General features: G+C 73.5%; 20 protein-coding genes. 8 read left to right on the top strand and 12 right to left on the bottom strand.

All coding sequences use genetic code 11. The features are described from left to right. Positions 1-170 precede the first annotated feature (170 nt). The 4 genes from ABD262_RS13495 (at position 171) to ABD262_RS13480 (ending at position 3,874) form a co-directional block, all read left to right on the top strand. Positions 171-443: a DUF2277 domain-containing protein gene (locus tag ABD262_RS13495; RefSeq protein ID WP_056921413.1), complete on the top strand. Its 273-nt coding sequence runs from the start codon at positions 171-173 to the stop codon at positions 441-443. Positions 444-624: 181 nt separating this feature from the next. After that, positions 625-1,371 (top strand): hypothetical protein, encoded by a 747-nt coding sequence (locus ABD262_RS13490; RefSeq protein ID WP_344136981.1) that lies wholly within the window; start codon positions 625-627, stop codon positions 1,369-1,371. An 87-nt stretch (positions 1,372-1,458) separates the two neighbouring features. Then, complete coding sequence (locus ABD262_RS13485) at positions 1,459-3,066, top strand: DHA2 family efflux MFS transporter permease subunit (protein WP_344136978.1); 1,608 nt, start codon at positions 1,459-1,461, stop codon at positions 3,064-3,066. Positions 3,067-3,184: 118 nt separating this feature from the next. Next, a complete protein-coding gene (locus tag ABD262_RS13480; RefSeq protein ID WP_344136975.1) occupies positions 3,185-3,874 on the top strand; it encodes a DNA alkylation repair protein in 690 nt (229 codons plus the stop codon). Here the strand turns inward: ABD262_RS13480 and ABD262_RS13475 are convergent. Beyond that, positions 3,861-5,060 (bottom strand): MFS transporter, encoded by a 1,200-nt coding sequence (locus ABD262_RS13475; protein WP_344136972.1) that lies wholly within the window; start codon positions 5,058-5,060, stop codon positions 3,861-3,863. The genes ABD262_RS13480 and ABD262_RS13475 overlap by 14 nt on opposite strands. After that, entirely contained in the window at positions 5,053-5,865 is an 813-nt protein-coding gene (locus ABD262_RS13470; RefSeq protein ID WP_344136969.1) for a PIG-L family deacetylase, read from the bottom strand. Before ABD262_RS13470 ends, ABD262_RS13475 begins: the two co-directional genes overlap by 8 nt. A gap of 109 nt (positions 5,866-5,974) precedes the next feature. On the opposite strand from ABD262_RS13470, the gene ABD262_RS13465 reads away from it, so the two are divergent. Genes ABD262_RS13465 through ABD262_RS13455 form a run of 3 tightly spaced genes read left to right on the top strand, consistent with a single transcriptional unit; the run spans position 5,975 to position 10,510 of the window. Next, a complete protein-coding gene (locus tag ABD262_RS13465; RefSeq protein ID WP_344136966.1) occupies positions 5,975-8,473 on the top strand; it encodes a beta-glucosidase family protein in 2,499 nt (832 codons plus the stop codon). Continuing rightward, positions 8,470-9,120: a TetR/AcrR family transcriptional regulator gene (locus tag ABD262_RS13460; RefSeq protein ID WP_344136963.1), complete on the top strand. Its 651-nt coding sequence runs from the start codon at positions 8,470-8,472 to the stop codon at positions 9,118-9,120. Before ABD262_RS13465 ends, ABD262_RS13460 begins: the two co-directional genes overlap by 4 nt. 34 nt (positions 9,121-9,154) lie before the next feature. Next, entirely contained in the window at positions 9,155-10,510 is a 1,356-nt protein-coding gene (locus tag ABD262_RS13455) for an MATE family efflux transporter (protein ID WP_344136960.1), read from the top strand. On the opposite strand, the gene ABD262_RS13450 is transcribed toward ABD262_RS13455, so the two are convergent. The 8 genes from ABD262_RS13450 to ABD262_RS13415 form a co-directional block, all read right to left on the bottom strand. Further along, positions 10,507-10,983 carry a hypothetical protein gene (locus ABD262_RS13450; protein ID WP_344136957.1) on the bottom strand — a complete coding sequence of 159 codons (477 nt, stop codon included), beginning with the start codon at positions 10,981-10,983 and terminating at the stop codon, positions 10,507-10,509. The two genes, ABD262_RS13455 and ABD262_RS13450, sit on opposite strands and share 4 nt — an antisense overlap. Positions 10,984-11,231: 248 nt before the next feature. Further along, the gene (locus tag ABD262_RS13445; protein WP_344136954.1) at positions 11,232-12,755 is read right to left on the bottom strand and encodes a gamma-glutamyltransferase; all 1,524 of its coding nucleotides are present in this window, start codon (positions 12,753-12,755) and stop codon (positions 11,232-11,234) included. 54 nt (positions 12,756-12,809) lie between these two features. Continuing rightward, positions 12,810-14,756, bottom strand: a complete 1,947-nt coding sequence (gene iolD / locus ABD262_RS13440) for a 3D-(3,5/4)-trihydroxycyclohexane-1,2-dione acylhydrolase (decyclizing) (protein WP_344136951.1) — start codon at positions 14,754-14,756, stop codon at positions 12,810-12,812. A gap of 10 nt (positions 14,757-14,766) precedes the next feature. After that, complete coding sequence (gene iolB, locus ABD262_RS13435) at positions 14,767-15,687, bottom strand: 5-deoxy-glucuronate isomerase (protein ID WP_344136948.1); 921 nt, start codon at positions 15,685-15,687, stop codon at positions 14,767-14,769. Further along, positions 15,684-16,607, bottom strand: coding sequence for a Cgl0159 family (beta/alpha)8-fold protein (locus tag ABD262_RS13430; protein WP_344136945.1), 924 nt, complete (start codon positions 16,605-16,607; stop codon positions 15,684-15,686). The genes iolB and ABD262_RS13430 overlap by 4 nt, the downstream gene beginning before the upstream one ends. Then, positions 16,604-17,542 carry a 5-dehydro-2-deoxygluconokinase gene (gene iolC, locus ABD262_RS13425; protein WP_425564885.1) on the bottom strand — a complete coding sequence of 313 codons (939 nt, stop codon included), beginning with the start codon at positions 17,540-17,542 and terminating at the stop codon, positions 16,604-16,606. Before iolC ends, ABD262_RS13430 begins: the two co-directional genes overlap by 4 nt. Before the next feature lie 79 nt (positions 17,543-17,621). Continuing rightward, the gene (locus ABD262_RS13420; protein WP_344136940.1) at positions 17,622-18,533 is read right to left on the bottom strand and encodes a sugar phosphate isomerase/epimerase family protein; all 912 of its coding nucleotides are present in this window, start codon (positions 18,531-18,533) and stop codon (positions 17,622-17,624) included. Positions 18,534-18,535: 2 nt separating this feature from the next. Then, positions 18,536-19,540 (bottom strand): Gfo/Idh/MocA family protein, encoded by a 1,005-nt coding sequence (locus ABD262_RS13415; RefSeq protein WP_344136937.1) that lies wholly within the window; start codon positions 19,538-19,540, stop codon positions 18,536-18,538. Between the two features lie 219 nt (positions 19,541-19,759). Here ABD262_RS13415 and ABD262_RS13410 point away from each other — a divergent pair, with 219 nt between their 5' ends. Next, positions 19,760-20,497 carry a GntR family transcriptional regulator gene (locus ABD262_RS13410; protein ID WP_344136934.1) on the top strand — a complete coding sequence of 246 codons (738 nt, stop codon included), beginning with the start codon at positions 19,760-19,762 and terminating at the stop codon, positions 20,495-20,497. Between the two features lie 86 nt (positions 20,498-20,583). Here the strand turns inward: ABD262_RS13410 and ABD262_RS13405 are convergent, their stop codons facing one another. Together ABD262_RS13405 and rplI are read right to left on the bottom strand one after the other, a co-directional pair. Then, positions 20,584-22,188: a DUF3352 domain-containing protein gene (locus ABD262_RS13405; protein WP_344136931.1), complete on the bottom strand. Its 1,605-nt coding sequence runs from the start codon at positions 22,186-22,188 to the stop codon at positions 20,584-20,586. A 183-nt stretch (positions 22,189-22,371) separates the two neighbouring features. Continuing rightward, positions 22,372-22,818, bottom strand: coding sequence for a 50S ribosomal protein L9 (gene rplI, locus ABD262_RS13400; protein WP_056921398.1), 447 nt, complete (start codon positions 22,816-22,818; stop codon positions 22,372-22,374). Positions 22,819-22,833 lie beyond the last annotated feature (15 nt).

Raw genomic sequence — 22,833 nt, 5'->3', positions numbered from 1 at the left:
GTCGGGGGATAACCCTGTGGATTTCGCGACGGTCCGTCCGACATCAGCACCCTGACCTGCGGTTTCTTGATCCACGGGGTGTGGACCCAAGAAAGTTCCGGGCGTGTCCGCGACGGCGGTCTTCCACATGACGCAGGACACACTCGAGCCCTGCGACGTAGCCTGAGGGCATGTGCCGCAACATTCGCCAACTGCACAACTTCGAGCCCGCCGCCACCTCGGACGAGGTCCGCGCCGCCGCCCTCCAGTACGTCCGCAAGGTCAGCGGCAGCACCAAGCCGAGCGCAGCCAACCAGGCGGCCTTCGACGAGGCGGTGGCCGAGGTCGCCCACGCGACCCAGCACCTGCTCGACCACCTCACCACGAGCGCGCCGCCCAAGGACCGCGAGACCGAGGCGGCGAAGGCGCGCGCCCGCGCGCAGGCGCGCTACGGCGCAGCCTGACCCGCCCGACCGGTCCCTGACCCGAGCCGCCCCTGCTCGAGCTGCCCCTGCCGGAGCCGCCCTGACCCGGGCGGCGCGGCATCCGGTCGCTGTATGCCGCCGGTGCGGGTCTCGCACGCCCGTCGAGTGGGGCTGTGGATATCCGGGAGGCGCGTGGCCGGCGCGCTGCCATCGTGGGGCCATGCGCTCAGCCAGCACCGACCCGGCCACCCGCCGCCCTCGCATCACCCACCTCGTCCTGGTCGACGGGCTGCCGGCCGACCACTGGGTGGAGGAGGGGGTGGACGTCGCCCGGTCCTTCCCTGCGCCCCTGACGAGCGGCCGGGCCAGGCGCACCGGCGCGCCGACCACCGACGGCGAGCAGCGTGCAGCCGAGGTGCGCTGGCTGGAGGTGCTCGTCGGTGGACGCGCCGCTCTGCTCGCCCTCGACGCCCGCCCCCTCGAGCAGCACCCGCTGGCGGTGCCCGACCTGGGTCCGGAGCACACCGACCGGGCCCGGGCGATCGGTGCGGAGTGCGACCGGCTCGCGGTCGACGTCTTCGACGACGAGGAGCTGGCGGTCGCGCTGCGTCGCCTGTGGGAGGCAGTGCTGGCCGCCGACCCGGGGATGCTCGCGCGGAGCACCCGCGACGACACGGCTGTGGGAGCGCTGGTCTGGGCGGCCGCCCGGGCCAACGGGCTGGTGGGACCGGAGGGGCGGATGCTGGCCCGCGACCTGTGGCCGCGGCTCGGGGTGCCGGCCTCCGCTGCAGGTCGCGGGTCGGCGCTGCTCGAGCGACTGGCCCCCGGCGCCGACCTGCTGGTGGCTCCCCCGGGTGCGCCCCGGCTGCGCCCGACCGGACGCCCCGACGTCCTCCTGGCCTCGACCCGGGAGCTCCTCGTGACCCGGCGCGACGGGCTTCGTGAGCTGCTCGCGATGAGTTCCTGAGCGGGCCGGGGTCAGTAGGGGTGAAGCCGGTTTCAGAGGACCGCAGCCAGCAGACCCCCAGGGGCACCACACCACGGAGGACATCCCATGAGTGACACCACGTGCACCACCGACGCCGACACCGACCGCACCGACCGCACCGGCAGAACCGCGAGCACCGACCGCACGAGCCGCGCCGACCGCACCCACACCGCAGCCACCACCGGCGCCCCCACCACGGGAGTCCCCACCACCGCCAACGCCACCACCGCCACCGCCACCACCGCGGCGAGTGCGACCAGCGCGGCCAACGTCACCCTGGTGATGCGGATCCTGACGCTCTCGACGTTCGTGGTCATCCTCAACGAGACGATCATGGTCAACGCGATCCCGCGGCTGATGCGCGACTTCGCCGTCCCGGCCACGAGTGCCCAGTGGCTGTCGACCGCATTCATGCTGACGATGGCGGTCGTCATCCCCGCCACCGGCTGGTACCTCCAGCGGGTGACCACCCGCACGGCCTACGCGCTGGCGATGGGACTGTTCCTCGCCGGCACCGCGGCCGCCACCCTGGCGCCGAGCTTCGCCGTCCTGCTGGTCGCGCGCGTGGTGCAGGCCAGCGGCACCGCCGTGATGATGCCGCTGCTGATGACGACCATGATGACGCTGGTCCCGCCGGCCGAGCGCGGCAAGGTGATGGGCAACGTCACCCTCGTCATGTCCGTCGCCCCGGCACTCGGGCCGGCCGTGTCCGGCCTCGTGCTGGAGCTCGGGTCGTGGCGGCTCATCTTCGCGGTCGTCCTGCCCATCGCGGGGGTCGTGGGCACGGTGGGGCTACGCGCGCTGGTCAACATCGGCGAGCCCACCAGCACCCGCATCGACCTGCCCAGCGTCGCGTTGTCGGCGATCGGCTTCGGCGCGCTGGTCTGCGGGCTGAGCGGACTCGGTGAGGGGGCGCGCGCCACGCACACGATCCCCCCGGCCGTGGTCACGGTGGTCGGCGTCCTCGCCCTCGTCGCGTTCGTCCGCCGCCAGGTCGTGCTGCAGCGCGCAGGCGGTGCACTGCTCGACCTCCGGACCCTGACCTTCCGCCCCTTCGCCGTCTCCCTCGGCGTGATGTGCTTGGCCTTCATGGCGATGATGGGCGCGATGATCCTGCTGCCCCTCTACCTCCAGGACGTGCTCCACCTCAGCACCCTGATGACCGGGCTCCTGCTGATGCCCGGCGGGCTGGTGATGGGGCTGCTCGGTCCGGTGGTCGGCCGCGCCTACGACCGGGTCGGCGCGGCGCGGCTCGTGGTCCCCGGCGCGGTCGTCATGGCGGCGACGCTCGCCCTCTTCACCCGCGTCGGCACGGACACCTCGCCCTGGCTGCTCCTGGTCGACTACGTCGCACTGATGGCGTCGCTGGGGCTGGTCTTCACCCCGGTCTTCACGTCCGGGCTGTCGGTGCTGCCACCGCACCTCTACGCCCACGGCAGCGCGGTGCTCGGGTCGCTCCAGCAGGTCGCCGCCGCGGCCGGCACGGCCATCGTCGTCAGCGTGATGGCCGGCCGGGCCGCCACCGCCACCGCGGGCGGGTCTGCTCCCCTCGACGCGCTCAGCACCGGCGTGCGCTGGGGCTTCGGGGTCGGTGCGTGCCTCGCCCTCGCAGTCGTGGCGGTCTCCCTCGCCGTCCGCACCCCGGCCGGCGAGCACGCTCCGGCACACCACTGACCACTCGTCCGAAGCCCTGACCGTGCGCGGTCAGGGCTTCGCCGGGCAGCACCCGTGCCCAGACGTCGGGGGTCGACCGGCGACGACAGCGTGGCGCGGCAGCAGGCATGCTGGCTCCGTGACACACCCCGTCGTCGCGGCGATCCGGACCGCTCTCGCAGCCGTCGGAGACCCCGAGCGCGCCGCCGCCCAGCAGGCGTACATGAAGTCGCAGATGCCCTACCGCGGCATCACCTCGCCCGAGCTCAAGGCGCTGCTGCGCCCGATCCTGGCCGACCCGGCATACCGGATCGCCGAGCGCGGCGAGTGGGAGCGGGCGGTGCGCGACCTCTGGGACGGCGCCACCCACCGCGAGGAGCGGTATGCCGCGACCGCCCTCACGGGGCACCGCACCTACCGCGCGTGGCAGGACCCGGACACCATCCCGCTCTATCGGCACCAGGTCGTCACGGGCGCATGGTGGGACCTCGTCGACGAGGTGGCGAGCAACCGGATCGGGCCGATCCTGTTGGCGCACAAGCCGGAGGTCACCCCTGTCGTCGAGCAGTGGATCGAGGACGAGGACCTGTGGCTCCGGCGGACCGCGATCATCTGCCAGCTGACCTTCAAGGAGCGCACCGACCTCGGCCTGCTGCGAGCCGCCATCGAGCCCAACCTCGAGGACCCCAGCTTCTGGATCCGGAAGGCGATCGGGTGGGCCCTGCGGCAGTACGCCCGGACCGACCCCGACTGGGTGCGTGCGACGGTCGCCGAGTATGACGGCAGGCTGAGCGGGCTGAGCCGGCGCGAGGCGCTCAAGCACCTCTGAGCGAGGGCTCGTCGGCCCTGCGGCCGACCACGGCGCGGGCGATCGCGAGGGCGGCGAGCGAGGCGGCCGCCGCCACCAGGAAGGCGCCACCGATGTGGTCGGCGTCGGACAGCCAACCCGCCGCCGCGGCCCCGACCGACGAGCCGACGAGGAACGCCGAGATCAGCCAGGCGAAGGCCTCGGTCGTCGTCCCGAGCGGCGCGAACCGGTCGACGAGCTGGAAGACACAGGTCAGCACCGGCGGCAGCCCGAGTCCGCTGGCGACGGTGAGGAGCCCCATCACCCAGGCGTTCGACGGGACCACAGCCAGCGCGGCATACGTGCCGACGAGGAGACCGAGCCCGAGCAGGAGGTCGCGGCGCGGATCGCGGTGGGGCGCGCGCGGGCTGTAGGCGACGCCACCGACCAACGCACCCAGGGCGTTGGCGGCCACCAGCCAGGGCGCCAGCCCACGGTTGCCGAGCGACTCGGCGTAGGCGACCAGGGCGACCGCGGGCACCCCGACGGTCAGCCCCACCATGACGATGGAGGAGTAGAGCACGCACAACCGGCGCGAGCGCAGTGGGCCCAGCCAGTGCCGGTCCTCGTGGGCCGGGGGCGTCCACGCGCCGGACGCCCGGGACCCGACGAACCACAGCGTGCCGAGCAGCCCGACCACCCCGGCAGCCACCAACCCACCGCCGTCGCCACCGGTCTGGGCGAGCAGCACCGCGAGCGGGCCCAGCACGAAGATCAGCTCCTGGGCCGCGGCGTCGAGCGCGAACGCCGAGGGCACCTGGCGCGGCGACAGCACCGACGGCCAGAGGGTGCGCAGCGCCGGCTCGAGCGGCGGGGTCGCCAGCCCGGCGACGAGGGCCACGACCAGCGCGCCGCCGGGCGGCACCCATGGCAGCACCGCCAGGGCCAGGGACGAGACCATCCCACCGAGGACCAGGGCCGGGCGCTGCCCGCGCAGGTCCATGACCCGCGACAGGGCCGGTCCGCCCAGGCAGCAGCCGAGCGAGTAGGCCGCGGTGAGCAGGCCCGCTCGCCCGTAGCCGCTGCCGGTGTCGCGGGCGAACAGCACGAGGGCCAGCGGCACCATGCCGTTGGGGAGTCGCCCGACCAGGGCGGAGCAGAGCAGGCGGGCGACCTGCGGCAGTCGCAGCAACGCGCCGGGGCGCAGCGACGGCGCGGGGTCAGTCACCGAACGGCCACCCGACCTGCATGGTGGGGTGCTCGCCGCGGTCGAGGCCCGGCTCGATGTAGTGCTCCTTGCCGAAGAAGGTGGCGAAGAACTCGTCGGGCATCGAGAGCATCCCCTCGATGTCCGTGGCCTGGCTGCGGTGCGCCTCGAGCGACGCGCGCCGCTGGGCGAGGTAGTCGGTGGCGTCGACCTGCCAGGTGATCTCGGCCTCGGGGGTGCCGAGCGGGTTGCCGTCGTCCATCGGGGTGTCGGGGTCGAAGGCCTGGTCGCCGGCACCGGCGGCCACGGCGGCCTGGAACACCGCGCGCACGATGTCGCGGTTCATCGTGGACTCGAGCAGCCGGGGACGCCTGGCGGCGAGGTCGGCCGCCCGGTGCACGACCGCGTGGACCTTGACGTGGTCGGGGTGGCCGTAGCCGCCGTGCCAGTCGTAGCCCACCAGGACGTCGGCGTCCTCCTCGTCGAGGATCGCTGCCAGTCGCCCGGCCGCCTCGTCGACGTCGGCGCCGTGGAAGGCGTTGTCGTGGGCGTTCTGGTCCCAGCCGCGCATCCCCGAGTCGGCATAGCCCAGCCACGCGATCCGCTGCACGCCCAGGGCGTCGGCACTGGCCTGGGCCTCGCGGCGACGCCAGTGGACCAGCGTCTCCCCCTCGGGCAGTCCGGCGGCGGGGAGCTCGCCGTGGTCGCCGTTGGTGGCGAACACGGTGACGACGCGGTGGCCCTCGGCGACGGCGCGGGCCATCGCGCCGGCCGTCTGCGAGGCCTCGTCGTCGGGGTGGGCGTGGAGGAAGACGATCGTGGACACGAGGCCATCATGCCAACGCCCCCCGACGTACCCCGCCGTCCTGTCTCAGTCTTCGAAATAGTTTGCGCTAACTATTTACGTGGACACCCGTCGCCCGGACACTGGCCGGGTGACCACCACGACTGACCTCTCCACCCTCGTCGCCCGGCTCGACCTCGAGACCAAGGTCCGGCTGCTGACCGGCGCCACGTCGTTCACCCTCCACGGGGAGGACGAGATCGGCCTGGCGCCGATGGCCTTCTCCGACGGCCCCACCGGGGTCCGTGGGCTGAAGTTCGTCGGCGGCGACCACGTGGCCCTCTTCCCCAACGCCACCCTGCTCGCGAGCGCCTGGAGCGAGGAGACCGCCCGCGAGGTCGGCGAGCTGCTGGCCGAGGAGGCCGAGCGCCAGCAGATCCACGTCGTGCTCGGGCCGACCATCAACCTGCACCGGTCGCCGCTCGGCGGCCGGCTCTTCGAGGCCTACTCCGAGGACCCGCTGCTCACCGGGCGGCTCGCCGCGGCATACGTGCAGGGCTTGCAGGGCAAGGGGATCGGCGCGTGCCTCAAGCACCTCGTGGCCAACGAGTCCGAGACGCTGCGCAACTACATGAACTCGGTCGTGGCGGAGGACGCGCTGCGCGAGGTCTACCTGCTGCCCTTCGAGATCGCGGTCGAGGAGTCGCAGCCGTGGTCGATCATGGCGGCCTACAACGACGTCAACGGGGTGCCCGCGACCGAGCAGGTCCACGTCAACACCGAGGTCGTGAAGGACGAGTGGGGCTGGGACGGCCTCCTCATGAGCGACTGGTTCGCGACCAAGACCTCCGCCCCGGCCGCGCTCGGCGGTCTCGACCTCGTCATGCCCGGTCCGGACGGACCGTGGGGCGAGGCCCTGGTGGCCGACGTGCGCTCTGGTGCCGTGGACGAGTCCGTCATCGACGAGCACGTATGCCGTCTGCTCCTGCTCGCGCAGCGCGTGGGCGCGCTCGCCGCACCGGGCTCGACCGACGGACACCGCCGCTGGCCGACCGACTCGCTGGCCGCGGACGCACCGGAGCGCCGGGCCCAGCTCCGGCGCCTGGCGACGGACGGCATGGTGGTCCTGCGCAACGCCTCCGGGGTCCTTCCCCTGGCCGCCGGCCCGACCGGCGGGACGGTCGCGCTCGTCGGTCGCCACGCCGTCGAGACGGTCTGCATGGGCGGCGGCTCGGCCCAGGTCAACCCTCCCCACCAGGTCTCCATCGCCGAGGGGCTGCGCACGCAGCTCGGCGACGGGCTCGTCGTCGTCGACGGCGTCGACGTCCGCGAGAGCCCGCTGCCCGCCGCGCTCGACGCCATCCGCGACCCGTCCACGGGCGAGCCGGGGATGCGGGCCGAGCACGTGGACGCCGAGGGCGTCGTCATGCTCGAGGAGCACGTCGACGGGGCGGAGGTCACGACGGGCTGGGACGACACCCTGCCCCGGCAGACCGAGCAGGTGCGGCTCAGTGCGCGGCTGGCCACGGGTGGGCGGGTGCGCCTGGGGGTCAAGGGAGCAGGTGCCTGGCGGATTCGCCTCGACGGCACCGAGATCGGCCGCGCCGACCTCGTGTCCACCGGGGCCGACCCGGGCGAGGCGATGTTCAAGCCGCCGGTCTGGACGGCCGACCTCGAGGCCGACGCCGGCGCGCTGGTCGAGGCCGAGCTCACCGTGGTCCGCTCCGAGCCGCAGCCCGGCCCCGACGGCACGATGAGCACCCTGTCGCACATCCTCGCCTCGGGCATGGGCGCCAAGACCCTCGTGGTCGCACCCGTGCCGGCCCCGGTCGACCAGACCCTCGCAGCGGCGGTCGCCGCGGCGCAGGGGGCGGACGTCGCCGTCGTGGTCGTCGGCCTGACGCCCGAGCAGGAGACCGAGGGCAGCGACAAGACCACGCTCGTCCTGCCGGGTGAACAGGACGCGATGGTCCGCGCCGTCGCTGCGGTGGCCCCGCGCACGGTCGTCGTCGTCAACGCGGCGACCCCGGTGCTGATGCCCTGGGCCGACGAGGTCGACGCCGTCCTCGTCGTGGGACTGCCCGGCCAGGAGGGCGGCGATGCGGTCGCCGACGCGCTGCTCGGCGTCCGGGAGCCCGCGGGCCGACTGGTCACGACCTGGCCGGCGGCCGACGGGGCGGCACCCGCCTGGACCGTCGAGCCGACTGACCTGCAGCTCGACTACGCGGACGGCACCTTCGTCGGGTACCGCGGTTTCCATGCCGGCCGCGCGCCTGCGCCGGCCCACTGGCTGGGCGAGGGCGAGGGCTACGGGGCGTGGGAGTACACCGCGGCGTCGCTGGCCGAGCCTGGCGCGGACGGCTCACCCAGGGTGTCGGTGACGGTGCGCAACACGGCCGATCGCGACTCCCGTGAGGTGGTGCAGGTCTACCTCCAGCCGCACGAGACCGACCAGCCCGTGCGGCTCGTCGGGTGGTCCACCGTCGACGTCGCGGCCGGCGGTTCGGCCACGGTCGAGGTCACCACCGACGCCCGGCTGTGGCGTCGCTGGGACACCGCCGCCGACGCCTGGGCGAGCCTCGCCGACGGCGGCGAGCTGCTCGTCGCCCGCGGTCTCGGTGACATCCGGTCCCGGCTGCCGCTCGCGTGACCACCCGGCATACCGACGCGCCGGCTCGCCGGGGACGCGGTCGACCCCGGGGTCCGGGCGGCGAGGCGACGGCCGCCACGCGGGAGCGGATCGTCGCCGCGGCCGCCGAGCTCTTCGCCGAGCGCGGGTTCCACGCGACCCCGATGACCGCAGTCGCCGAGGCGTCCGGCCTGTCGCAGAGCGGGCTGCTCCACCACTTCCCCACCAAGGACGGGCTGCTCGCCGAGGTGCTGCGCGAGCGCGACGTCCGCGACCTGGCCATGCTCGCCACCGCCCGCGACCACGCTCCTCGCGGCTGGGAGGTGTGGGACGACATGACGCGACTGGTGCGGCTGAACAGTGACCGCGCGGCCATCGTCCGGTTGTTCACCAGCCTCGCGGGCGAAGCCGTCGACCCCGACCACCCGGGCCACGGCTGGCTCGGTGAGCACCACCGCAGTGCCGTCGACGCCCTCGCCCGCGCCCTGCACGACGCCGTCGCGGACGGCACGGCCGACCCGGCCGTCCCCGCCGAGAGCCTGGCCCGGCAGGCGGTCGCCCTCATGGACGGCCTGCAGGTGCAGTGGTTGATGCGGCCCGCCGAGGTCGACATGGCCGGCGACTTCGCCTCCTTCGTCGACGCCGTCCGCACCCGCTGGACGCCCTGACCCCCGCCCGGATGGTCGCGGCTACCGTGGCGCGGTGAGCAGCAGCCCCAGCGACCCGGTCCGGACGCAGAGCCGCGAGATCCTGCGGCTGGCCGTCCCCGCCTTCCTCGCCCTGGTCGCCGAGCCGCTCTTCCTGCTGGCCGACTCCGCGATCATCGGCCACCTCGGCACGGCCCAGCTGGCCGGGCTGGGGGTGGCCAGCGCGACCCTCATCACCGCGGCGAACATCTTCGTCTTCCTCGCCTACGGCACCACCTCGATCGTGGCCCGCCAGATCGGGGCGGGCAGCGAGCGCGGCGCCCTCGAGGCCGGCATCGACGGCACCTGGCTGGCCGTCGGGCTCGGCGCCCTCACCTCCGTCGGGGTCGCCGTCGCCGCCGAGCCGTTGTGCCGGCTCTTCGGCGCCTCCCCCGACGCGATCGGGTATGCCGCGACGTACCTTCGCATCTCGGCCCTCGGCATCCCCGCGATGCTCGTGGCGCTCGCCGCCACCGGCGTGCTGCGCGGGCTGCAGGACACCCGGACCCCGCTGGTCGCCTCGGTCGCCGGCTTCTCGGCCAACGTGGTCCTGAACCTCGTCTTCGTCTACGGGTTCGGCTGGGGCATCGCGGGCTCGGCGTGGGGCACCGTCATCGCCCAGACGGCCATGGCCGCGGGCCTGGCGACCGTCATGGTCCGGCACGCCCGGCGCGCGGGGGCCGCCCTGCACGCCCACCCCGGACGCGTGCTGCGGGCCGGGCTCACCGGCATACCCCTGCTCGTGCGCACGCTCGCGCTGCGCGCGATCATCCTGCTCACCACCTGGGTCGCCGCAGGGCTCGGCGACGTGCCGCTGGCCTCGCACCAGGTCGCTGCGACGGTGTGGACCTTCCTGGCCTTCGCCCTCGACGCGCTGGCCATCGCGGCCCAGGCGATCACCGGCCGGGCGCTGGGCGCCGGTGACGTCGGCGCGGCCCGCGCGGCGACGACCACCATGCTCCGGTGGGGCGTCTGGGGTGGCGCCGGTCTCGGGGCGCTCGTCCTGGCGGTCCACTCACTCCTGCCCGCGCTCTTCACCACCGACCCCGCGGTCCGGTCCGCGCTCTCGGCGGCACTGGTCGTCGTGGCCCTCGGCCAGCCCCTCGCGGGCTTCGTCTTCGTGGTCGACGGGGTGCTGATCGGCGCGGGCGACGGCCGGTGGCTCGCCAAGGCCATGGCCGCCACGCTCATGCTCTACCTGCCGCTGGCCCTGTGGGTGCACGCCGGCGGAGACGACCTCGTGGCCGTCGGCGCCCCGCGGGCGGTGACCGTGCTGTGGGTCGTGTTCACGGCGTTCATGGCCATCCGGGCGGCCTTCTTCTGGTGGCGCATCCGTGGCGACGCCTGGGTCGTCACCGGCGCCGCCCGCTAGGCAGCGGAGTCGAGCAGCGGCAGCAGCCCGGACAGTCGCGCCCACGTCGCCGGGAAGACCGTGTGGGCCACGTGGACGGCGATCAACGGCGCCGACCCGCCGGTGAGCCGGACCCGTGGGTTGATGCCGACCGGGTGGAGGTCGAGGTGCCAGTGCCCGTCGGCCCGCCGAAGCTGGAGGTTCTCGACGTCGACGTGCCACAGGCTGGTCCCGCCCCGCCAGTCATGGTTGACGACGATGCGGCGGTTGGTGACGAGGACCTGCGCCGGGGAGACCTCGCCCCACACCGGCTCGGGACCGCCCGCGCGCCACTGGTCGAAGCGCGCCCTGGTGTCGAGCGTGGCCAGCTCGCCGATCCGCAGGTCGCGCCGATCGAGGGTGGGCAACGACTGGCCCAGCTGCAGTCGCCCCGCCTGCGCGACGGCAGCGCTCCAGCCCGGGTCGACCGCTGCTGCGCTGGTGTGCTGTGCCATGACTGCTCGACTCCTCCCCCAAGGTCTACGTCGAGGAGTGAGACCAGGCACTCCCTGATCCATGACGCCACCGATCCAGCCCCCCACCGGACCCCCACCGGACCCCCGCCGGACCTCCACCGGACCCGATCCGGGCCGCCCGTCAGCCCCCACCCGTTGCGGACCGGTGGTCACCCGACACCGGTCTCGCGGAGCTCATGACGACCTGGGCGCAACACGTGCAGGAGCGCGTGGCGGCTGGGGCGACCTCAGGAGACGCGGGTCGCGGCCGCGCGGCGGGGGTCTCCCGCTGCATCGAGCGAACCGTCGGGCAGTCGGCGGGCCGCGCCGACCCCGCCGAAGAACATCGAGGTCGCGCCGTGCGAGAACGACTGCAGCCCAAGGCTTTCGATGGCGCCCGAGATCTCCGGGTCGTCCTCGTGGTCGACCCGCGGCGTGCCGTCGTCGAGGATGCGCACGTGCACGCGGGGTGCGTCGATGGCCTCCTGCACCGGGGTGCCGATGAGGCAGTGCCGGCCGAGCACCTGCATCAGTGCCGTGGTGATGCGGTCTGCGCCGGGGCTCCCGATCGCCAGCACCGACCCCGCCGACGACCTCGCGACGGAGGGCGCCATGTTGGAGGCGAGTCGCGTGCCGGGGGCCAGCGCGTGCAGCCCCAGCCGGTTGAGCTCGGGCTCGCCGAGGCAGTTGTTGAGCATCAGGCCCGTGCCGGGAACCGTTGCGCCGGAACCGTATCCGCTCGACGCAGTGATCGCGCAGACGGTGCCGTCGCTGTCGACCGCCGACACGTGCGCGGTCGAGGACGAGGTCGGCAGGCCGGCCAGCCCGTTGCGGTCGATCGACTCCAGGAGGGCGTAGCCGTCCTCCTCCAGGTCGGTCGAGAGGTCGTGCACCTGGTGACGGAACGACAGGACCCGTCGCTGGATGTCGATGATCCGCGACCAGTCCCAGCCCCCCGCGGCCAGCTCGCGGAGCATCACCGCCAGCATCGGGCCACCCACCGAGGGCGGCGGGTTGAGCGCGAGGTCCCACTCGCCGAGTGCCAGCCGGAGCGGTGTGCGGACCACCGCCCGGTAGGCCGCGAGGTCGTCGGCCGTGACCAGTCCACCGCGGGCGTCGCTGTCCGCCGCGATCCGCACCGCGAGGTCGCCGGTGTAGAGCGACCGCGCGCCCTCCACCGCGATCTGCTCCAGGGTGTCGGCCAGGTCGGGGTTGGTCACCTCCTGACCAGCGGTCACGATCGCCCCGTCGGCCCCCCTGACCAGGGGACGGGTGTGCTCGTCCCAGCCGAAGACCGAGTCGCCGGTGATCGCGAGGTAGCTCGCGGCGGCCCCGCCGATGGCGTAGCCACCGCGGGCCGCGTCGATGCTGGGCGCCAGGACCTCGCGCCAGGGCGCCGACCCGTGCCGGTCGTGGGCGACCCCCAGGGCGGCGAAGGCACCGGGCGTCGCGACCGAGCCGTGCCCGGCATACAGGGTGAGACCGCCCCCGTAGGACGTGCGCACCTCGCGCAGGCCGGCCCCGAAGCGGTCGGGGTCCTGACCGCGGCCGGGCATCTCGACGTTGCCGTCGATGAGCTCGGGCTCCCCGCCTGCCGGCCAGATGCTGACGAACGCGCCCCCCGCGGCTGACACGATGCCGGGCTCGGTGGTCATCGCCGACACCATCGCCGCGATGGCGACGTCGACGGCGTTGCCCCCGGCGGCAGCCGCGGCCAGGCCGGCCTCAGCAGACGCGGGACCGGTCGCCGCGATCGCCACGCGTCTGTCCATGCGCTCGATTCTGTCCCATGCCCCCTGCGGGTGCCACGGCTGCCGGCTACGCGGCTAGCTGGTGGATCCTTCCGAGGGCGCCACGAGGGCGCGCTGCTCACGCTTGTGCGCGAGGTATGCCGCGTGGGCCGCCTGCGTGCTCTCCAGCTCGCTCACCTCGGCGACGGGCACGTCCCACCACGAGCCGCTGTCGGGCGAGTGCACGGTCGGGTCGGTCTGTACGTGGATGACGACGGGGCCGGGGAAGCTCGAGGCTTTCGCCTGCCCCACCGCGTCAGCGAGCTCGGCCCGGGAGTGCACCTCGATGACGTGGGCACCGAGACTGCGCGCGTTGGCCGCCAGGTCGACAGGGAGGGGAGCGCCGTCCAGCCGTCCGGAGATGTCGTCGCGGTAGCGGTAGCGGGTGCCGAACCGCTGGGAGCCCAGGCTCTCCGAGAGCGACCCGATCGAGTGGAAGCCGTGGTTCTGCACCAGCACCACGATCACCTTGACCCGCTCCTGGACCGCGGTGACGAGCTCGGTCGGCATCATCAGGTAGCCGCCGTCGCCCACCATGGCGAACACGTCCCGCGTCTCGTCGGCGAGCCGCGCGCCGATCGCGGCCGGGATCTCGTAGCCCATGCAGGAGTAGCCGTACTCCACGTGGTAGCCCTTGCGGTCGCGCACCCGCCAGAGCTTGTGCAGGTCTCCGGGCATCGAGCCGGCCGCGCAGAGGACGACGTCGCGGGGGTCGGCCAGCTCGTTCACGACCCCCAGCACCTCCCCCTGGGTGAGCAGCCCGTCCGCGAGCGCGCTGGTGACGGTCGCGGTCGGGTGGTAGGTCGCCTCCACCTGGTCGTCCCACGCCGACCACAGCTCGGCCTGCAGGGCCCGGTAGGAGTCGGCCACCTCGTGCCCCGCGAGGGCAGCAGTCAACGCGGACAGGGCCTCGCGGGCGTCGGCGACCACCGACAGGCTGCCCTGCTTGACAGCATCCACGGGGGCCACGTTGAGGTTGACGAAGCGGACGCCGTGGTGCCGAAAGGCACTTCGCGACGCCGTCGTGAAGTCGGACCACCGGGTGCCGACCCCGATGACGACGTCAGCGTCGGCGGCGAGGGCGTTGGCGGCGGTCGTGCCGGTGGAGCCGATGGCGCCCACGAGCTGCGGGTGGCCGTGCAGCAGGGAGCCCTTCCCCGCCTGCGTCTCGGCCACCGGGATCCCGGTCGCCTCACACAGGGCCGCGAGGGCGTCCTCGGCCCCCGAGTAGTGGACGCCTCCCCCGGCGACGAGCAACGGGCGACGGGCCGATCTGACCACCTCGGCGGCGGCGGCGATCCGCGACGCCTCGGCGGGCGGCCGCGCGATGTGCCAGGTGCGCTCGGCGAACAGCTCGACCGGCCAGTCGAAGGCCTCCGCCTGGACGTCCTGCGGCAGGGCGATCGTCACGGCGCCGGTCTCCACCGGGTCGGTGAGCGTGCGCATCGCGCCGAGCAGCGCGGAGGGCAGCTGCTCGGGTCGGTTCACCCGGTCGAAGAACCTCGACAGCGGCCGGAAGGCGTCGTTGACGGTGACGTCCGCGGCATACGGCTGCTCGAGCTCCTGCAGCACCGGTGCGGACACCCGCGTCGCGAAGGTGCCCGAGGGCAGCAGCAGCACGGGAATCCGGTTGATCGTCGCGAGCGCGGCACCCGTGAGCATGTTCGTCGAGCCGGGGCCGACCGACGCGGTGCAGACCCAGGTCTGCAGGCGGTCGCGCTGCCGGGCATAGCCGACGGCGGTGTGCACCATGGCCTGCTCGTTGCGGGCCAGCACGTAGGGCAGCGGGTTGTCGCCCTCGCGACCCTCGAAGGCGAGCTCCTGCTGGAGCAGCGCCTGCCCGACCCCGGCGACGTTGCCGTGGCCGAAGATGCCGAGGCAGCCGGCGAACAGCCGCTGCCGCTCGCCGTCGCGCTCGCTCCACTGCTGGCCGAGGAACCGCACCACCGCCTGGCCGACCGTCAACCGCACCGTCTCGCTCATCTGTCGTCGCTCATGTGTCGTCTCCGAACGGAAGTCGCGGGTCCACGGCCTGGGTCGCCCAGGTGTCGCGCACCCAGGTGTGGGCCGGGTCGTCACAGATCATCCAGGCCCGCTCGGGTCCCGGGCCAGCCATCACGTTGAGGTAGTAGAGGTGGGCGGTCGGCGGAGCCATCGACGGACCGTGCCAGCCGTGCGGCACGAGGACGACGTCACCGGTGCGGACCTCGGCCAGGACGTCGATCGGTCGGTCGTCGGTGCCGTAGACCCGTTGGTAGCCCACCGGATCCGCAACTTCCGGGGCGCTGTCGACGGCGCGCACCTCGAAGTAGTAGATCTCCTCGAGCTCGGTCTCCACCCCGGGCCGTCGCTCGTCGTGCTTGTGCGGCGGGTACGAGCTCCAGTTGCCGGCCGGCGTCACCACCTCGCAGGCGATGATCGCGTCGGCGTCCAGCACGCCGGGCACACCGAAGTTGCGCACTTCGCGGCTGGCCGCCCCGGCGCCCCGCAGCTCGACCGGCACCTGCGCGGCTCGGACCACCGTGACCGGAGGGGTATGCCGGGTGCGCGCCTTCGCGCCGCACACCGCCACCCGCGCCGGGCCGCCCTCGGCGATGACGGTGAAACCGACGTCGCGGGAGACGTGGGCGATGTCGGTCGGGCCGGCGAACACGTGCGCACGCCCGGCCAGGACGAGGTCGTCGTGGCTGTCGGGACGCACCCGCACCGACCCGCTCAGCGGGACCACCACGTGCTCCCACTCCCCGGCGGCGACGGCGCGCTCTTCATCCTCCGCGAGCTCCGTGACAGCCAGGCTGGTGTGCTGCCACCCAGCCACGGTGTCGTCGACGGCGACCTGCCACCCGTCGGCCGACGCGGCCCCGTGCGGGAGGACCCAGCGGGTGTTGTCGGCGCCGCTCCCCAGCGGGTTCACCGGCGCGTCCCGTGCACGAGCTGCCCGGCGATGTCGACGGCGGCCGCGACGTCTCCGTCCGGCGGGTAGAGCAGCGCCCGGCCCACCACCAGACCGCGGACCGGCGGCAGGGTCAGCGCCCGCCCCCAGGACGCGTAGGTGTCCTCCGGGTCGCCCTGCGGGTCACCGCCCAGGAGCAGCGTCGGGAGGGTGGTGGCCGCCATCACCCGCTCGAGCTCGTCGACCACCGGCAGCTTGAGCCAGGTGTGGGCGCTCGAGCCACCCAGCCCCGAGGCGATGTGGATCGAGCGGATCGTCGAGTCCGGGTCGAGGAGGTTGACCACCCGTCCCTCACGACGCTCGCTGAGGAACGGCTCGACCATCGCCATCAACCCCCGCGCGGCGAGCTCGTTGACGGCGTGGGCGGTCGCCTCGAGCGTCGCGACCGTGCCGGGGTCGTCGTAGCAGATGCGGGTCAGCGTCTTGCCGCCGTCGAGGCCGCATGCCTCGATGTCCTCCGCGCGGTAGGCCGTGAAGCGGTCGTCGAGCTCGAAGCTCGCGCCCTGGAGCCCGCCACGGTTCATCGAGCCGACCACGACCTTGTCCTCGAGGGCGCCGAGCAGGAGGAGGTCGTCGAGGATGTCGGGAGTGCCCAGCACGCCGTCGACCCCGGGGCGCGACACCGCAGTGACCAGGCGCTCGAGCAGGTCGTGCCGGCTGGCCATCGCCCACGGGTCGGCGCGCACCCCGAGCGAGCCGCGCGCCGGGTGGTCCGCGGCCACGAGGAGCAGGCGGCCGTCCGCCCGCAGGAGGTCGCGCCGGGTCCGTGAGGCCCACCCCCGGGCGATGGCCGCCGGGTCGGTGGCCCGCAGCTCGGTCAGCTGGGCCACGTCGACCGAGTGCGTCGGCCGCGCCGTCGGGCTGCTGGTCCGGCCGGTCATCGCAGCGCGTCCTGTCGTCCCGCCCCGGCCAGCTGGGCCAGCACCTCGGCCGTCGTCGGCATCGCGCTGGAGCACTCGAGGTGGGAGGCGACGATCGCGCCGGCCACGTTGGCGAACTCGATGACCCGACGCAGCCCCCAGCCCTCCAGCAGCCCGTGCACGAGCGCGCCCCCGAAGGCGTCGCCGGCACCGAGACCGTTGACCACCGCCACGGGGAACGGCGCCACCTCGACGCGCTCGTCGCGGGTGGCGGCGAGCACGCCCTTGGGGCCCTGCTTCACCACGGCCAGCTCGACGCCTCGCTCGAGGAGGGCGTCGGCCGCGCGCTGCGGGTCGGTCTCACCCACCGCCACCTCGCACTCCTCGCGGTTGCCCACCGCCACGGTCACGTGTCCCAGGGCGCGGTCCACCTGGGCACTCGCCTCGGCGGGATCCGCCCAGAACATCGGCCGGTAGTCGAGGTCGAGCACGGTGTGCCGTCGCCGGGCGCGCGCCTCCCAGGCGGCGAAGTGGGCCGCTCGACTCGGCTCCTGCGAGAGGCCGGTGACGGTCGACCAGTAGACCCGGGCGGTCCGGATCGCCTCGAGCGGCAGGTGCTGCGGCTCGATCAGCAGGTCGGGGGCGGTCGGGTAGCGGTAGAAGTAGAGCGGGAAGTCGTCCGGCGGGAAGACCTCGCAGAACGTGACCGGCGTCGGTGGCCCGTCGACCGGGGCGACGAACCGGTCGTCGACCCCGAACCCGCGCAACGCCTGGTGGATGTAGCGCCCGAACGCGTCGGCGCCGGTGCGGGTGACCAGGGCGACCCGGCGACCGTGGCGGGCCGCGGCGACGGAGACGTTCGTGGCGGTGCCGCCGAGGAACTTCTGGAAGGTCTCGACGTCCTCGAGCCCGACGCCGAACTGGAGCGGGTAGATGTCGACCCCGGTGCGTCCCATCGCGACCAGGTCGAAAGCCCCATCCACGGCACCGTCGTGAGAACCGTCGGGCACGGCGTCGCTGGTGGCGTCGGTCATCTCAGATCCCCACGCCGGAGTGCTGGGCCGCGAGGCCGAGCAGGTAGAAGTAGCTCGCCTCGACGTCGGCCACGGGTCCGTCGCCTTCGGGGACGCCCGCCAGGATGGTGTCCTGCTCGAGGACGTACCACCCGGCATACCCGCTGTCCTCCAGGGCCTGCACGATGGCGGCGATGTCGACGTCACCCTGTCCGAGGGGGACGTACATGCCCGCGGCGACCGCGTCGGTGTAGGTCGTCTCGCCGGCCTGCACCTGGCGGGCGAGGTCGAGCCGGACGTCCTTGAGGTGGGTGTGCGCGATCCGGTCGGGGTGCTCGCGGGCGACCCGCACCGGGTCGCCGCCCCCGATGAGCAGGTGGCCGGTGTCGAGGCAGAGGCCGATCCGGCTCCCGGCGAGCACGCGGTCGGTCTCCTCGCCGGTCTCCACCATGGTGCCGACGTGCGGGTGCAGCGTGGCGGTGAGCCCGCGCGCAGCCGCCGCGGCAGCGAGCCGGTCGAGGTTCGCCAGCAGGGTCGCCCAGCCCTGGTCGTCGAGCTGCGGGCGGTCGTCGTAGCCGTCCGCGCCCGTGGCGGCCGCGATGACCACCGTGGAGGCGCCGGCGGCCACCAGGTCGACCATCGCGGTCTCGAGGTCGGGGAGCGGGTCGTGGCCGGCGTCGTGCAGGACCAACGGCACGAACTGGCCGATGGCGGCGAGCCCGTGGCTGCGCAGGGTCGCGACCTTGTCCTGGGCCGACTCGGGCAGGAAGCCGTCGGGACCGAACTCGGTGGCGGCCAGGCCCAGGGCGGACATCTCGGCCAGCACCACCTCGGGGGGCAGCTGGTGACCCCACCCGGGCACCTCGCAGACGCCCCACGAGATGGGTGCGCCGGCGATGCGGTCGGCGAGGGCCTCGGACGGGACACCGGCCACGGTCAGGCCCCCTTGATCTCGGTGAGGTCGACGACGCGGCGCTCGGCCCGCGAGACCTCGCAGGCCTCGGCGACGCGGAAGGCCTGGAGCGCGTCCTCGAGGGTGCAGGGGCTCGGCACCCGTCGCGCCGCGACGTCGAAGAAGGCGGTCAGCTCGGCGCGGTAGGCGGGCAGGAAGCGCTCCATGAACGACATCGTCACCGGGCCGTGCGGGAAGTCGACACCGTCCTCGACCGACCGCAGGGCCAGCGAGTCGTCCAGCCCGACGGCGACGGCACCGCGTTCGCCCAGGACCTCCATCCGGACGTCGTGGCCGGCCCCGTTGTAGCGGGTGGAGGAGACCTGGGCCAGCGTGCCGTCGTCGAGGGTGAGCAGGGCAGCGCCGGTGTCGACGTCGCCCGCGTCGGAGAAGAAGCTGGCGCCCTTGTTCGAGCCGGTCGCGTAGACCGAGCCGACCTCGCGGCCCGTGACGAAGCGGATGATGTCGAAGTCGTGCACGTTGCAGTCGCGGAAGATGCCGCCGCTGGTCGGCACGTAGGCGGCGTGGGGTGGCGCGCTGTCACGGGTGTTGGCCACGATGGTGTGCACGAAGCCGAGCTCGCCGGAGGCCACCACCTCCCGCGCCCGCCGGTAGCCCCGGTCGAACCGTCGCTGGAAGCCGACGTGGACCGGCACGTCCGACTCGGCCACCAGTCGGGTCAGCTCGATCGTCTCGTCGAGGGTCGAGGCGACCGGCTTCTCGCAGAAGGTCGCGAGGCCCTTGGCCACCCCGGCCCGCAACAGTGGGGCGTGCCCGGGCGTCGCGGTGGCGATGACCAGCGCGTCGAGGCCCGCGTCGAGCAGCTCCTCGGTGGTGGCCACCCACTCCAGCCCGCGCTCGGCCGCGACCTGCTGGGCGCGCGCCACGTCGACGTCGGCGACGACGAGCTGGTCGACGGCGTCGAGGCTGCGGAGGGTGTCGGCGTGGAAGGCGCCGATCCGGCCGACGCCGGCGAGTCCGATGCGCATGTGCGGGTTCCGTTCACGGGTCTGGGTGTCGGGGCCGGCGGACCGGTCGGGAGGACGACCATGGGGAGGCGGCCCAGAAGGCGAGCAGGGCAGGGCAGGGCGCCGGGGTGCTCGACGACAAGCCTGCCGTCGTGGGCGGAGAGGTGTCAAGCGTTTGTTAGGACATTCTGACGTCATGAGATTCTCATCTCTGCGGCAGACACGGGCTAGAGTGCAGCCGTGGCCACCCAGCTCGACATCCGGATCGACCGGTCCTCCCCAGTGCCGCTCTACCACCAGCTCGCCGAACAGCTCGCCGCTGCCATCGACGGCGGGGCCCTGCACCCCGGCGACGCGTTCGAGAACGAGGTCGCGATGGGGCTGCGGCTCGGCCTCTCCCGCCCCACGGTGCGTCGGGCCATCGCCGAGCTCGCCGCACGCGGGCTGCTGGTGCGCCGCCGCGGCGTGGGCACCACCGTCGCCAACCGCACGGTGCACCGCCGGGCCGAGCTCACCAGCCTCTACGACGACCTCACCAGGGCCGGCGCCCACCCCACGACCACCGTGCTGTCGCTCGAGGTCGTGCAGGACGAGCGGGTCGCCCTGGCCCTCGACCTCGCCCCCGACAGCGAGCTGCTCGCCATCGTGCGACTGCGCCTCTCCGACACCGAACCGCTGGCCGTGCTGCGCAACTGGCTCCCGCCGGCACACCTCGACGTCACCACCGAGGAGCTCGAGGCCGAGGGCCTGTATGCCGTGCTGCGCCGCCGCGGCGTGCGCCCCGTCGTGGCGCGCCAACGGATCGGGGCCCGGCCACCCAGCCCGAGCGAGCGCCGCCACCTGCGGATGCGCGGCAACGAGCCGGTGCTCACGATGACCCGCAGCGCGTTCGACGAGGTGGGTCACCCCGTCGAGTACGGCGACCACTGCTACCGCGCGTCGACGTACACCATCGAGGTGATGGTCGACGAGCGCTGAGCTCGGGTCGAGAGTGCACAACACGCTGGTGACACCGGTCCGGCTTCGGCGTGTCGCGCACTCTCGACCTGTTCCGCAGGAGCGGGTTACTGGGTCGTCAGGCGCAGGCTGAAGTCGGCGCTGTTGCCCTCACCGGTGACGGTGAAGCCCAGGGCGGACAGGCCCGCGAGGTTGCTGGTCTCGTCCTTGCCCAGCTCGTCCTTGAACTCGGTCAGCAACCCGGCGATGTCGACGAAACCGGCGACCCGCGCCGAGTCGGCTCCCTTGACCGCATCCTTGAACCGGTCCGTGTCGCCCAGCCCGTGCTGCGTGCCGAGCTCGTCGGCGTAGTTCTCGGACAGCGACAGCACGGTCGTCCCGCCCGATGCCTTGAGCGTCAGCGGGTCGGACCCCACCCCCTGGCCCGCGTCGGCGATCTTCTGGAGCACCTCCTGGTCGCCATCGGTGACCGCGGCGATGCGCAGGTCGCTGTGGTCCGGGCCCAGGCCCCCGAAGACCAAGGAGAACTGGCTGCCCAGCGCGGCATACAGGTCGTCGGGCACGGAGATGCCCAGCTCGCTCTCGACCGCCGCGACACCGTCGGCGAAGTCCTGCTCGCCGACCGTGTCGGTGACGGCCTTCTGCAACGCCGGCCAGCCCGCCTTCAGCTGCTCGCCGGCGTTGGCGACGCTGACCGCCGCGAGGGTGGTGTCGGGCAGCTCGGCGAGACCGGTGCCCTCCCGTGAGCCGGCGAAGCTCACGCTGGCCCCGTTGGTGTGGCCGGCGAGCTCGAGGTGCGGCCCGTCGAACCGCAGGGCCAGCGCGACCCGCCCGGTCTGCGAGGTGGCCGGGCCCCCGCTGACCCCGGGGATCATGCTGGTCAGGTCGAGCGACTGGGTGGCCTTCCCCAACGCCTGCGCGTCGAACCACGCGGCGGCGACGCCGTCCTCACCGAGGTCGGCCATGTCCTTGCTGAAGTGGGCGGAGTCGGCGAGGGTGCCCTTGCCGGCGGCCGCGGCCACGGCGGCAACCTTGCCGGTGCCGTCGGTGCAGAGCGCGAACTCCTCGACCAGCTGGCACTCGGCCTCGTTGGCCTTGGCGATCGCGGGCAGGCTGGCCTTCGCCTTGTCGGCGTCGGTCACGGCGAGGGCGACCACGACGGTCGGCTCGGTGTCTGCGGTCGCGCCCGGCAGGAGCCCGACACCGATGCGCTGGCCGAGCCACGGCTCGACGTCCTTGGCGTAGTCCACGCCCTTGAGCTGGCCCTCGGCCTGGAGGCGCTTGAAGACGACCTTGCGCAGGTCGGAGTCCTCCTTCACCTCGGCGCGGGCGTCGGGGAACTTGCGGATGAAGCGGATGCCGTCGAGCTTCTGGCCCGCAGAGGGATCCAGGTCGATCTTGGCGAAGGCGATGGTGCTCGCGGGCAGCGCCGACTCGGGCTGGGCACCGCCGCCACCGACCTGCTGGAACGCGAACGCGCCACCGGCCCCCACCGCGACGATCGCGAGGATCCCGCCGACCAGGGCGATGGTGCGGCCGCGACCGGGTCGGCCCGTCGCCGGCTGGCCGAACGGGTCGGTCCCAGTGGGCTGGCCGAACGGGTCGGTCCCAGTGGGCTGGCCGAACGGGTCGGTCCCAGTGGGCTGGCCGAACGGTGCCGATCCGGCCGGCTGGCCGGGCTGCGGTACGTGCTCGAACGGGTTGCTGCTCATGACGTCGATCCCCCCTGCGTGGTGCTGACGACAGCGGTGCCCCTGCAGCGCTGCCTTCGTCCGTGGTCGCTCGCCGCACGTGGTTGCTCGGCGGCTGGGCCGCAGAATAGAACAGGCCCGGTCCGCCCCGAGGGGCGAACCGGGCCAATCCGTCTCAGATCGTTATCTGGGACTCAACCGTTCTCAGCCGGCGACGACGTCGAGCGTCACCTTCGCCTGCACCTCGGGGTGCAGGCGGATGAGCGCCTCGTGGCTGCCGACCGACTTGATCGGGGTCGTGATCTCGATCTTGCGCTTGTCGAGCTCCGGGCCACCGGCTGCCTTCACCGCGGCAGCGATGTCGGCAGTGGACACGGCCCCGAACAGGCGCCCGGAGGCCCCTGCGTGCGCCGCGACCTTGACGGCCTTGTTCTCGAGGTTGCCCTTGATCGACTTGGCCTCCTCGAGGGAGTTGATCGCCCGGACCTCGCGGCCCTTGTTGATCGAGTCGACCTGCTTCTGCCCGCCCTTGGTCCACGCGGTGGCCAGGCCACGGCGGAACAGGAAGTTGCGGGCGTAGCCGTCCTTGACGTCGACGACGTCACCGGCGGTGCCGAGGCTGGAGACCTCGTGGGTCAGAATCACCTTCATGGTTCAGATCCTCCT

It is taken from the genome of Pedococcus bigeumensis, assembly GCF_039531795.1.
Lineage (GTDB): Bacteria > Actinomycetota > Actinomycetes > Actinomycetales > Dermatophilaceae > Pedococcus > Pedococcus bigeumensis.
The sequence above is the reverse complement of the archived record's forward strand: the minus strand, read 5'-3'. Positions and strand labels throughout refer to the sequence as shown.